Raw genomic sequence first — 11,868 nt, 5'->3', positions numbered from 1 at the left:
GGTCGCTTCGTCTTCCGGCAGATTCATTCTTTCAGCGTACCCGCCACGTAACTGACAGCGGTGCACCGGAATGCCGCAGACGGCATTCAAAAGGGCAAAAAATCCCTGAAATGCGGCATCCGGCACAGTCATTTGCCGTTGTCCCAGAGTTTGCGCGGCTCTCCGGAAGTGCCTGATGCGGAAAACCATCACATGCTGTTGGTTCGCATATTGATAAAAACAGCCAGCAAGCGCAGCAAATCGGCAATAATAATTGCATGAATGCACTCGACACGACCTTATCTCTGCTGACCGCCGCCGTGCTTGGTGTGGTGGCTTTTCGTATGCTGCAATTGCCACCGATACTGGGCTATCTGGTGGTCGGTGTTCTGATCGGTCCGCACGGACTGGGTTTTGCCGAAGACAGCGAAGTCACGCATGAAATGGCGGAATTCGGCGTGGTGTTCCTGATGTTTTCGATCGGACTGGAATTCTCGCTGCCCAAGCTGATGACCATGCGTAAACAAGTGTTCGGGCTGGGGCTGGCGCAGGTAGTGGTGACGATCGTGGCGGCGCTGGCCGGTGGTGCGATTGTCAGTTACTGGCTGCCGCAGTGGTTTGCGATCAGCTGGCAGGCGTCGTTTGCGCTGGGTGGTGCGCTGGCGATGTCATCCACCGCGATTGTGTCCAAAATGCTCACAGAGCGGCTGGAGCTGGAAAGCCTGCACGGCCGTCAGATTATCGCCATCCTGCTGTTTCAGGATCTGGCCGTGGTGCCGCTGCTGATTCTGGTGCCGGCGATGGCGGCGCATTCCGGCGATATCGTACAGACGCTGGCATGGGCCGGTGGCAAAGCGGTGCTGGTGCTGTTTGTGTTGCTGGTGATCGGTCAGCGTTTGATGCGAACCTGGTTTCGCATCGTCGTGAAACGGCGTTCGCAGGAATTATTCATGCTGAACCTGTTGCTGGTGACGCTCGGTGCGGCATGGCTGACGGACCGCGCCGGTCTGTCGATGGCGCTGGGCGCGTTTGTTGCCGGCATGCTGATCTCTGAAACTGAATACCGGCATCAGGTGGAAGAAGACATTAAACCTTTCCGCGATGTGCTGCTCGGTTTGTTCTTCATTACTGTCGGGATGCTGCTGAATCTGAAGCTGGTGGTCAGCAATGCAGGCATCGTGCTGTTCCTGTTCGTGGTGCCTTTGCTGCTGAAATTTGTGCTGATTGCCGGACTGGCGCGTTTGTTCGGCAGCACCACTAGCGTCGCGCTGCGTACCGGGCTGGCGCTGGCGCAGGCCGGTGAGTTCGGCTTTGTGTTGCTGAATCAGGCCGGCGCCTTGTCCCTGATCGACAAAGAATTGCTGCAGCTGATTCTGGCGTCGATGGTGTTGTCGATGCTGATATCACCTTTCATTCTGGCAAAATCGGATGCGATTGTGATGAAGCTGTCTTCCAATGAATGGATGATGCAATCGCTGGCGCTGACGCAGATCGCAGCACGCACCATGTCGACCCGCAAGCATGTGATCATTGCCGGTTTTGGCCGCAGCGGACAGAATCTGGCGCGTTTGCTGTCTGAAGAAAATATCGATTACCACGCACTGGATCTGGACCCCGACCGCGTGCGCGAAGCACAGACTGGTGGTGCGAATGTGTCGTATGGCGACGCGGCGCGGCGTGAAAGTCTGGTGGCCGCCGGTATCAACCGCGCGTCGGCGCTGGTCATTACCTATACCAGCACGGCTTCTGCCTTGCGTATTTTGCATTTTGTGAATGAACTGAATCCGAGTCTGCCGGTGATTGTGCGCAGCCACGATGATGTTGATCTGGAAAAACTGCGCGCCGCCGGTGCGACCGAAGTGGTGCCGGAGCTGATGGAAGGCAGCCTGATGCTGGCGTCGCATGCACTGGTGCTGCTTGGCGTGCCTTTGCGCCGCGTGGTGCACCGCGTACAGGCAGCACGCGATGCGCGTTACGAATCCCTGCGCGGCTTCTTCCACGGTGCCAGCGATGCGTCTGACAGTCCGGATGCGATGCAGATTCGTTTGCATACGGTGGTGCTGACTGAACGTGCCACGGCGGTCGGCAAGACGCTGGCGGAACTGGCACTGGAAGATACTGAAGCGGAAATTCACAGTATGCGCCGCGGCAGCCGCCGTCTGGAGTTGCAGGCAGAGCAAGGTTTACAGGCCGGTGATGTGATTGTTTTGAGGGGAACCTCGGAAGCAGTCGCAAGAGCAGAGCTCCGGCTGCTAAAATAGCGGGTTATCGTAAAATTCTGAAGGACCTCAGGCGATGTTAAATCCCTCCGAGTACATCAAACAGCATATCCGTACCGTACCTGACTGGCCGCAGCAGGGCGTGATGTTCCGTGACATCACCCCGTTACTGCAAAACCCGAAGGTATTCCGTGTTCTGATCGATATGTTCGTACATCGCTACATGGACGAAAAAATCGACGTAATCGCCGGTCTGGATGCGCGCGGCTTCATTATCGGCTCCGTGCTGGCCTATGAACTGAATCTGGGTTTCGTACCGATTCGTAAAAAAGGCAAACTGCCTTTCCACACGGTATCGGAAGAATACGAACTGGAATACGGCAGCGCAACGGTGGAACTGCATGCGGATGCGTGCAAAAAAGGTGACCGCGTTGTACTGATCGACGATCTGATCGCGACCGGCGGCACGATGATGGCTGGCAAAAAACTGCTGGAACGTCTGGGCGCGGAAGTCGTGGAAGGTGCCGTGATTGTCGATCTGCCTGAACTGGGCGGTTCGCGCATCATCAAAGACAGCGGCTTGCCACTTTTCACTATCTGCAATTTCGACGGTCACTGATCAGCAAACCGTCAGCGGCCTTGTCAGGCTGGCACTGATTTTGCGTAAAACGGATGAGTTCCCCTCATCCGTTTTTCTTTTCCGGAGTCCGTTTATGTTGCCCGTTCTGATACAAGCCGAATCGCCTGATCATCCGGATGCACGTTTGTTGCTGGCAGAGTTATCGGCGCGGCTGGTGCTGCTGACCGGTGACAGTGGTCAGAGCAGTTTTTGCGCCAGCGATGTGCAGCAGGACGGTGCCTGCTTCGTTGTGGCGCGAAATCCGCAGGGTATGCCACTCGCTTGTGCAGCCCTGCGCCCCGCCGGTATGCAGGTTGCGGAGCTTAAGCGCATGTATGCACGTCCGGGTGAAACCGGCGTGGCAGCACAAGTACTGGGCTGGCTGGAGCAGCAGGCACTGCAATGGGGTTATCAGCAGATTTGTCTGGCAGTACGGCATACCAATCCGCGCGCCATCGCGTTTTACCGTAAGCATGGCTATGCCGCGATTACAGCCTTCGGAAAATACACAGAAAACAATCTGTCGCTTTGCATGGGTAAATCACTGTTGCCGGATAACGGTGTTGCCTGAAACTTAACGGAGAATAAAGCGCGGCACCGCAATGCGCTACAGGTGCAGAAATCGGCAGGCTGGTTTATACTTCAGTCTTTCCAAGGAGCGTTGCGACAGGTCAGCCCTGCCAGGCTTGGAAAAACTTCTCTGATCCGTTTTCTGCAGTTCTGATGTGGCCGAGGCTCACTTGATCTGTTTTCCGGATATCACCGAATTCAACTGCGCTCACGTTACTTTTTTCATTTCAGAAAGGAGGGCGTGATGAACGCCACCACAACACAACAAACCCAACAGGATTTTCTGGTTGCCGACCTGAGTCTGGCTGACTGGGGCCGTAAAGAAATTCGCATCGCTGAAACCGAAATGCCGGGCCTGATGGCAATTCGTAAAGAATTCGCTGCATCCCAGCCACTGAAAGGTGCGCGTATCACCGGTTCCCTGCACATGACGATTCAGACCGCTGTGCTGATTGAAACACTGATCGCACTGGGCGCGCAGGTTCGCTGGGCTTCCTGCAATATTTACTCCACACAAGACCATGCCGCAGCAGCAATTGCTGCCGGCGGCACACCGGTATTCGCATTCAAAGGCGAAAGTCTGGATGAATACTGGGAATTCACCCACCGCATTTTTGAATGGACTGACGGCGGTTACTCCAACATGATTCTGGATGACGGCGGCGACGCAACGCTGTTGCTGCATCTGGGTACCCGTGCTGAAACCGATCTGTCCGTACTGGACAAACCGGGTTCCGAAGAAGAAGTCTGCCTGTTCAATTCTATCCGCGCACATCTGGCCAAAGATCCGCAATGGTATTCCAAACGTCTGGCTGAAATTAAAGGCGTGACCGAAGAAACCACTACCGGCGTGCATCGTCTGTATCAAATGCATAAAGACGGCAAACTGGCGTTCCCTGCAATCAACGTGAACGATTCCGTGACCAAATCGAAATTCGATAATCTGTACGGTTGCCGCGAATCGCTGGTTGACGGTATCAAACGTGCGACTGACGTGATGGTTGCCGGTAAAGTTGCTGTGGTTTGCGGTTACGGTGACGTCGGTAAGGGTTCTGCACAGGCTCTGCGCGCGCTGGCAGCGCAAGTCTGGGTTACAGAAATCGATCCTATCTGCGCACTGCAGGCAGCAATGGAAGGTTACCGCGTGGTAACCATGGATTACGCAGCAGAACACGGCGACATCTTCGTGACCACGACCGGTAACTACCACGTGATCACACATGACAACATGCTGCGCATGAAAGATCAGGCCATCGTTTGCAACATCGGTCACTTCGATAATGAAATCGACGTGGCTTCCCTGAAGCAGTACACATGGGAAAACATCAAACCACAAGTCGATCACGTAATCTTCCCGAACGGCAAACGTATCATTCTGCTGGCAGAAGGCCGTCTGGTAAATCTGGGTTGTGCAACCGGTCACCCATCGTATGTGATGAGCTCCAGCTTCGCGAATCAGACACTGGCGCAGATCGAACTGTTCCAGCGTAATGCAGACTATCCGGTCGGCGTGTACACGCTGCCGAAGCATCTGGATGAAAAAGTAGCCCGTCTGCAGCTGACCCGCTTCAACGCACAGCTGACTGAACTGACCGAAGAGCAGGCGAACTATATCGGCGTGAAAAAAGAAGGCCCGTACAAGCCTGAACACTACCGTTATTAATCTGCAAAACTCCCCGCCATGCTCGTCAGACCGGGGAGTTTTTTTCAGGAGATGTTATGCGTTTGTTAGCCAACTGGCTGATCAATGCCATTGCCTTACTGGCGATTCCGTATCTGATGCATTCCGTACAAATCGACGGACTCGGTACCGCGCTGGTGGTGGCATTGGTGCTGGGACTGGTGAATGCCGTGATCCGGCCATTGCTGGTCTTGCTGACTTTGCCGGTCACCATGCTCAGCATGGGTTTATTTATTTTCGTGATTAACGGCCTGCTGTTCTGGGGTGTGGCGAATATGGTGGATGGTTTCCATGTCACCGGATTCTGGTCTGCTACCGGCGGCGCATTGTTATACAGCGTGATCTCCTGGACATTGTCGACTTTAATTTTTGAGCAATCATGACTAGCCCGAATTTCAGTATTGAATTTTTCCCGCCAAAGACAGCAGAAGGTGCGGAAAAACTGCGCGTGACACGTGCAAAGCTGGCGCAACTGAAGCCGCAATATTTTTCTGTGACTTTTGGTGCAGGCGGTACGACACAACAAGGCACACTGGATACCGTGGTCGAAATCCAGCGTGAAGGGATGCAGGCTGCACCGCATTTATCCTGTATCGGCGGTACGAAAGAATCGATCGGTGCGATTCTGCGTCAGTACCAGAATTTCGGTATTCGTCGCGTTGTTGCACTGCGCGGCGATTTCCCGAGTGGTTACGGTATGGGCGGAGAATTCCGCTACGCAAATGAACTGGTGGAATTTATCCGTGCCGAAACCGGCGACTGGTTCCATATCGAAGTGGCGGCATATCCGGAAATGCATCCGCAGGCGCGCTCGCCACAAGACGACGTGAACAATTTTGTACGCAAAGTCAAAGCCGGTGCCAACTCTGCAATTACCCAGTATTTCTACAACGCCGACGCTTACTTCCAGTTTGTCGATGAAGTGCAGAAGCAGGGCGTGGATGTGCCGGTGGTGCCGGGCATTATGCCGATCACCAGCAGCTCACAATTGCTGCGTTTCTCCGACATGTGCGGCGCAGAGATTCCGCGCTGGGTACGTCTGAAGCTGCAAAGCTTCGGTGATGATACTGCGTCGATCAAAGCCTTCGGTCTTGATGTTGTCACCGACATGTGTGAACGTCTGCTGGCAGGCGGTGCACCGGGTCTGCATTTTTATTCGCTGAATCAGACAATCGCCACGACCGAAATCTGGAATCGTCTGACGGCCGGCAAGTAAGTAAGAAGCAGCTTTCACTGAGCGAACATCAGCGTCGATGTAACAAAAGAAAAAGCACCCGCTACGGGTGCTTTTTCTTTTGCGGCAATTTGCTGGCGCAGCGTAACGACATTTGGGCATCCGTGCGTATCATCGCATGAACAGTAAAACAACAATGCGGCATCGGTGTGAATGAATTGTTGTTTTTTGTCAGGAAATGGGGCTTGTCTTGGAGTTGGTTCGTGTTTGTATCTATATTGAACTCAGGGGATGGTTGGTGCAGGGGGGCTCTGTCAATCGGAATTTATTGAGAGATATCATTGGGGCAGATTTGTACGCAATGCTGGCTGGCGCGCAGCCAGCATGGAACGCGAGCAGCATCACGATGCGGGCTAAAGGAAAAACCACCGGGAAACGGAGGTGCCGGGCACAATGCTTTGTTGCGTCGCTTGCACAGGCTCCAGTCTGTGCTGCTGAGTGCATCCTTCCGCAACTATGTGGAAGTCGCTTCGCAGGCGGACTGCTTTGCAATCCGTTTTTCCTTCTAAGCAGCCGCGCACTGCTTCCCGGCACCTCGCATTCGCGGCTATTGATGAAATAAATGCTGATAATCTATTCTGAGCATTCAAGCGTTCCCGCATCCTGATTCTGCGACGTTCAGTGGTGCGGAAAATTATTATCGGTCATCGCTGTTGTCGTCAGGCGGGGAGGCGCTGTATGAAAATGCGTGATTGGTTAATTTCCGGCGGGTTGCTGGCAACAATGCTGCCATCGCTGGCACATGCGGAACTGGTTTTGATTGTGAACAAAGACAATCCTGCGACCAAAATATATCTGACTCAGGTTTCACAATTCTATCTGGGAGGCTCCAGTTTGTTTGCGCCTGTGGAACTGGCAGATACTTCTCCGCTGAAAGCTGAGTTTTATAAAAAAGTACTTGATAAAGAGCCGTCACAAGTACACGCAATCTGGGCCAAACTGACATTTACAGGTAAGGCCAAGCCGCCGAAAGAATTCAAGACCCCAGCCGAGGCACGTAAATACGTGGCGGAGACGCCGAATGCCATCGCTTATATAGATAAAGCCAGTGTGGATGATTCGGTCAAAGTCGTCGCTGTCGTTCCTTGACCATCAGCTGCATTGTCAGGAGGATTACTATGAAGAAGCTTGTATGTGCTTTGTTATTCCTGCCCGGTCTGGCATCAGCAATTGATCTGGATGAATCGGGCTCGCTGAAGCTGAGCGGTTTTTACAACATCACGGGTGCCAAAGTGATCAGTGGCTCTGCGCTTGGCAGTTCTACGCCGTGGAATTACATGCAGTACAAATGCCCGTGTTCTATTCAGAACTGGGAATACACTGGCATGTATGAAAAAGAAAAAGGCTGGCAGTTTGACCAGGAATCGCTGATCGGCGTACAGATTAAAAAAGAATTCAGCAGTACGTTTTCCGCGACTGCGCAGTTCATTGCCCGTGCCAACAACCCGAATCAGGGCTCGCGCCCGACGGTTGACTGGGCCTATCTGACCTGGCAACCATCAGAAGATTCTGCATGGACATTTCAGGCGGGGCGCTTCCGTATTCCTTTGTATTATTACAGTGATTATTTATATGTCGGGTATGCGTATCCGTGGGTGCGTCCGGCACCGGATGTGTATGGCTGGCCGATTTTTGCCTATAACGGTGCGAATGTCAGTTACCGTACTCAGCTCGGTCAGTCAGACTGGGCGATGACTGCTACAGCATGGACCGGCAGCTATTCGCAAAGCAATAATGCTTATTACACCCGTTTGTATTACGGTACGCCGACCGATGATGCATGGAAAAAAATTCTCGGCGCATCGGTTACCGTGAATAACGGTATTTTCGATGTCCGTGCAATGATGATGCGGCATGAAGAAACCGTATCGCAAAATGATCCGGTCGCCGGCACCGTCTATCTGCTGAAAGATCAGCCAACGCGCATTTACGGTTTGTCTGCCAATATGGATTATAAAAACTGGCTGATCAAAACCGAGCTTGACCGCTTCGAACAAAAGAATCCGGCAATCGGTCTGAACGCGATTTATAAATACGCATTAATCGGCGTTGGCTATAACTATGGCGCATGGACCCCGATGTACACGTATTCGCAGTACACAACGGTGACCGAGCCGATTGAAGCACGCAGCTCGCATTATTTGTCACTGCGCTGGGATTTCCGGAAAAATATGGCGTTGAAAGTGCAGTACGATATTTCGAAAGATAAGTCGCATTACTCTTATCCTTTCTTCGGTGACTCCAGAGTGTTATCGGTATCACTGCAAGGCACATTCTGAGCATTTCTGAAAGAATGTTCTGACCCCGCAGTCTGTGGCTGCGGGGTTTTTTATGACGCTTGGCAAAGCGCAGAAATGTCGTGTAATTCGCATAACTTGCTGCCATTTGTCCGGAAATGCAGAAAGTGGTGTTATGTGCCATGCATCAGATTGATGTAAGTCAAGAAACCTCACGGCGCTGCTCGTTACAATCTGATGTCCGATTTTGGATGACAGCATAACGGGAGAAAACATTGGCAATCGAACTGTATAACGATGGTAAGCACGTTTGTATCATGTTCAATGATCTCGTTAAAGATGCTACCGATCATGCTGTCCAGGCCAATCAGTTTCTGGTGGTCTCTGACGGCGAGGGTGCACTGATTGATCCATCCGGCCATCTGACTTATAACTCGCTGGTGTTATCAATGCACCGCTATTTGCCGAAGCAACAACTGAAATATCTGTTTGCTTCGCATCAGGACCCGGACATTATCGGTGCGCTGGACAAGTGGTTGTTCAGCACCGAGTGCAAACTGTATGTCTCCAAACTGTGGTCACGCTTTGTGCCGCACTTTTGTAATCTGAACCGTGCAGAAGGCCGCATCATCGGCATTCCGGATGAGGGTATGCCTGTGCATTTACGCGACACCACCATCCACGCGGTACCGGCGCACTTTTTGCACGCTGAAGGTAATTTCCAGTTTTACGATACCAAATCCAAAATTCTGTTTTCCGGTGACGTCGGCGCATCTATGGTGGATGAGCATGAAATCGAAAAACCGATTGAAACCAAAGAAGAATTTCTGGCATCGCTGCACACCATGAGCGGTTTTCATAAACGCTATATGGTGTCGAATAAAGTCTGCCGTTACTGGGCAGCAATGGTGCGTGAAATGGATGTGGATATGCTGGTGCCGCAGCATGGTCGCTACTTCAAAGGTCGCGAAGCGATTCACGCTTTCCTGGACTGGATAGAAAACCTGCAATGCGGTATCGATCTGTTCACACAGGAGCATTACCGTTATCGCGGATAAATCCGGATTCATGCCATCCGGCATGTGCGGAAGAAATGCAAAGCGCTGCAGACCTGTAATGGCTGCAGCGCTTTTTTATTATCCGCCTGACTGGTCAGTCCCTGAAATCGCTTCAGAGATACATGACCAGGAAAACAATCTGAAAACTCCTGAAGAGGCCTGAAAAGCCCTGCAAAGCCCGAAAAACGGCCAGAATGCGGAGTTCAGCACAGCGATACGCTTGTCGTCGGCAGAAAGTGCGGGCTTCGCAAAAACGCATGTGACGATATTTGCACAGAGTCCGCGCCGGAAACGCGTTTTTCACCCGGATTATTCAGTGTGCAGCGATGGCAAATTCTGCGGCAGATCCGCTGAAAACAACTGGTGGAAACTTACTTCTTCAGCTGCACATAATCCAGCGGCAGCGCCGTGGTGCTTTTGATGACTTCCATCACAAAACTGGAGCTGACATCCTGCAGATCCGCTACGCGCACCAGTTTTTTGTACACCTGATCAAAACCCGCCATATCCGGCACATGCACTTTCAGCAGGTAATCGATATCGCCGCTCATGCGCAGAATTTCCACGATTTCCGGAATATCACGCACGCCGCTGATGAACTTTTGCATCCAGGTTTCGTTATGCCGCGCTGCTTTCAGCGCCACCATCACGGTCAGCCCCAGATTCAGTTTGACCGGATCACATAAGGTCACCTGCGCCTGTATCACGCCTTCTTCCTGCATCTTCTGCACCCGCCGCCAGCACGGTGTGACGGATAAATGCACGGATTCGGCCAGTTCAGCCATCGAAATACTCGCATTTTTTTGTAGAATTTCGAGGATTTCTAGGTCTTTTTTATCCATAATTTCTAATTTGTAGAAAATTTTTTTAATGTTAGCCCAAAATTGCACTTAATTTGGTAAAAAATTTTCCGTGCCTCTTGTTACGATTTCTGCATAGTTACTTTTATGCAGGAGCGCACCATGGCAGACCACAGCACAGAATTTCAGACCGCCACCAGACTGACCCACGCCGGACGCAAAGGCAAGCGTCATCATGGTCCGGTGAACCCGCCGCTGGTCCGCGCATCAACCATGCTGTTTCCGGATTGCGCATCGCTGCAGGAAGCCTACGGTACGCGCCGTGTCTACGGCCGCCACGGCAATGAAACTACGCATGCGCTGGAACAGGCATTGTGTGCAGCCGAAGGCGCTGCAGCCTGTCTGCTGACCCCGTCCGGTTTGTCGGCAATCACCACCACGCTGCTGGCTTTGCTGAAATCCGGTGATCATTTGCTGATGACCGATTCCGCCTACGATCCGACCCGTCACTTCTGCGACAACATGCTGAAGCAAATGGGCGTGGAAACCACTTACTATGATCCGCTGGCAGGTGCAGATATTGCCGCGCTGATCAGACCGAATACCAAAGTTATTTTTGTTGAGTCGCCGGGTTCGCTGACCTTTGAAGTGCAGGATATTCCCGCGATTGCCGCCGCAGCGCATGCGGCCGGCGCGGTGGTGGTGTCTGACAGCACATGGGCAACGCCGGTGGGCTGGAAATCGTTTGAACTGGGCGTGGATGTATCGATCCATGCAGCGACCAAATACATCGTTGGTCACTCGGATGCGCTGATGGGTGCAATCCTCACGAATGCTGCGCTGGAAGCGCCGATTCGCGATACCTACAAACAACTCGGTCTGGCGATTGGCGGCGATGATGCTGCGCTGGCACTGCGCGGTTTGCGTACCATGGCAGCCCGTCTGGCGGTGCATCGTGAAAGCGCAATGCGCGTGGCTGAATGGCTGGCAGCGCAACCGGAAGTGGCCGAAGTTCTGTATCCGCCTATGCCGGGCGCACAAGGTCATCAAATCTGGAAACGTGATTTTGATCCGAAATATGCCTGCGGTCTGATGGGGGCACGCTTCCATGACGATATCTGCCGTCAGCAAGTTGCGGCACTGATCGACAGTACGGATTTATTCGGTATCGGTTTCAGCTGGGGTGGCTATGAAAGTCTGATTCTGCCGACCGATCCTTCGCGTGTTCGTAACCATCGTGCCGCGCAATGGACTGCGCCGATGATACGTTTGCATGTGGGTCTGGAATGTGTGGAAGATCTGATCAGCGATCTGCAACAAGGATTTGACGCCTTGCGGGAGCAGGCGCGTTTGGCTCGTGCAGCCTGACTCTCCCTGAAGGAGCAATAGGGCTGTCATACGCTTGTCATGCTGTTTCGCTATGATAAGGACTGTCCTACTGCTTCTCCTCCAAAGGTCAGGATGTTTTTCC

The 11,868-nt window shown here is 52.8% G+C and carries 11 protein-coding genes and 1 riboswitch; of the genes, 10 read left to right on the top strand and 1 reads right to left on the bottom strand.

The genetic code is table 11. The annotated features are described in order from the left end of the window. The first annotated feature begins 257 nt into the window (after positions 1-257). From IE092_RS10640 to IE092_RS10600, 9 genes are all read left to right on the top strand, one after another. Positions 258-2,240, top strand: a complete 1,983-nt coding sequence (locus tag IE092_RS10640) for a monovalent cation:proton antiporter-2 (CPA2) family protein (RefSeq protein WP_189357145.1) — start codon at positions 258-260, stop codon at positions 2,238-2,240. A gap of 34 nt (positions 2,241-2,274) precedes the next feature. Beyond that, positions 2,275-2,817 carry an adenine phosphoribosyltransferase gene (locus tag IE092_RS10635; RefSeq protein ID WP_189357144.1) on the top strand — a complete coding sequence of 181 codons (543 nt, stop codon included), beginning with the start codon at positions 2,275-2,277 and terminating at the stop codon, positions 2,815-2,817. A gap of 94 nt (positions 2,818-2,911) precedes the next feature. Continuing rightward, entirely contained in the window at positions 2,912-3,388 is a 477-nt protein-coding gene (locus tag IE092_RS10630) for a GNAT family N-acetyltransferase (RefSeq protein ID WP_189357143.1), read from the top strand. 76 nt (positions 3,389-3,464) lie between these two features. Continuing rightward, a riboswitch (S-adenosyl-L-homocysteine riboswitch) is annotated at positions 3,465-3,604 on the top strand. Positions 3,605-3,631: 27 nt separating this feature from the next. Then, the gene (ahcY, locus tag IE092_RS10625) at positions 3,632-5,050 is read left to right on the top strand and encodes an adenosylhomocysteinase (protein WP_189357142.1); all 1,419 of its coding nucleotides are present in this window, start codon (positions 3,632-3,634) and stop codon (positions 5,048-5,050) included. A gap of 56 nt (positions 5,051-5,106) precedes the next feature. Further along, entirely contained in the window at positions 5,107-5,451 is a 345-nt protein-coding gene (locus IE092_RS10620) for a phage holin family protein (protein ID WP_189357141.1), read from the top strand. Then, positions 5,448-6,284, top strand: coding sequence for a methylenetetrahydrofolate reductase [NAD(P)H] (metF, locus tag IE092_RS10615; RefSeq protein ID WP_189357140.1), 837 nt, complete (start codon positions 5,448-5,450; stop codon positions 6,282-6,284). The genes IE092_RS10620 and metF overlap by 4 nt, the downstream gene beginning before the upstream one ends. Before the next feature lie 696 nt (positions 6,285-6,980). After that, positions 6,981-7,391: a type 2 periplasmic-binding domain-containing protein gene (locus tag IE092_RS10610; protein WP_189357139.1), complete on the top strand. Its 411-nt coding sequence runs from the start codon at positions 6,981-6,983 to the stop codon at positions 7,389-7,391. A 29-nt stretch (positions 7,392-7,420) separates the two neighbouring features. Further along, positions 7,421-8,581, top strand: coding sequence for a porin (locus IE092_RS10605; protein WP_189357138.1), 1,161 nt, complete (start codon positions 7,421-7,423; stop codon positions 8,579-8,581). Positions 8,582-8,814: 233 nt separating this feature from the next. Beyond that, entirely contained in the window at positions 8,815-9,597 is a 783-nt protein-coding gene (locus tag IE092_RS10600; protein WP_189357137.1) for an oxygen-binding di-iron domain-containing protein, read from the top strand. Between the two features lie 371 nt (positions 9,598-9,968). Here IE092_RS10600 and IE092_RS10595 read toward each other — a convergent pair whose 3' ends face one another. Further along, entirely contained in the window at positions 9,969-10,439 is a 471-nt protein-coding gene (locus tag IE092_RS10595) for an Lrp/AsnC family transcriptional regulator (RefSeq protein ID WP_189357136.1), read from the bottom strand. A gap of 120 nt (positions 10,440-10,559) precedes the next feature. On the opposite strand from IE092_RS10595, the gene metC reads away from it, so the two are divergent. Then, positions 10,560-11,765: a cystathionine beta-lyase gene (gene metC / locus IE092_RS10590; RefSeq protein ID WP_189357135.1), complete on the top strand. Its 1,206-nt coding sequence runs from the start codon at positions 10,560-10,562 to the stop codon at positions 11,763-11,765. The last annotated feature ends 103 nt before the right edge of the window (positions 11,766-11,868 follow it).

Origin of the sequence: Cognatundibacterium squillarum (assembly GCF_014652435.1) — a bacterium.
GTDB lineage: Bacteria > Pseudomonadota > Gammaproteobacteria > Burkholderiales > Burkholderiaceae_D > Undibacterium > Undibacterium squillarum.
This window is presented reverse-complemented; position numbering and strand designations above follow the sequence as displayed.

Bases quoted from the DNA above. Each gene is read 5' to 3' on its own strand.
- IE092_RS10640 (WP_189357145.1), top strand. From the start codon at position 258: ATGAATGCACTCGACACGACCTTATCTCTGCTGACCGCCGCCGTGCTT.
- IE092_RS10635 (WP_189357144.1), top strand. From the start codon at position 2,275: ATGTTAAATCCCTCCGAGTACATCAAACAGCATATCCGTACCGTACCT.
- IE092_RS10630 (WP_189357143.1), top strand. From the start codon at position 2,912: ATGTTGCCCGTTCTGATACAAGCCGAATCGCCTGATCATCCGGATGCA.
- ahcY (WP_189357142.1), top strand. From the start codon at position 3,632: ATGAACGCCACCACAACACAACAAACCCAACAGGATTTTCTGGTTGCC.
- IE092_RS10620 (WP_189357141.1), top strand. From the start codon at position 5,107: ATGCGTTTGTTAGCCAACTGGCTGATCAATGCCATTGCCTTACTGGCG.
- metF (WP_189357140.1), top strand. From the start codon at position 5,448: ATGACTAGCCCGAATTTCAGTATTGAATTTTTCCCGCCAAAGACAGCA.
- IE092_RS10610 (WP_189357139.1), top strand. From the start codon at position 6,981: ATGAAAATGCGTGATTGGTTAATTTCCGGCGGGTTGCTGGCAACAATG.
- IE092_RS10605 (WP_189357138.1), top strand. From the start codon at position 7,421: ATGAAGAAGCTTGTATGTGCTTTGTTATTCCTGCCCGGTCTGGCATCA.
- IE092_RS10595 (WP_189357136.1), bottom strand. From the start codon at position 10,439: ATGGATAAAAAAGACCTAGAAATCCTCGAAATTCTACAAAAAAATGCG.
- metC (WP_189357135.1), top strand. From the start codon at position 10,560: ATGGCAGACCACAGCACAGAATTTCAGACCGCCACCAGACTGACCCAC.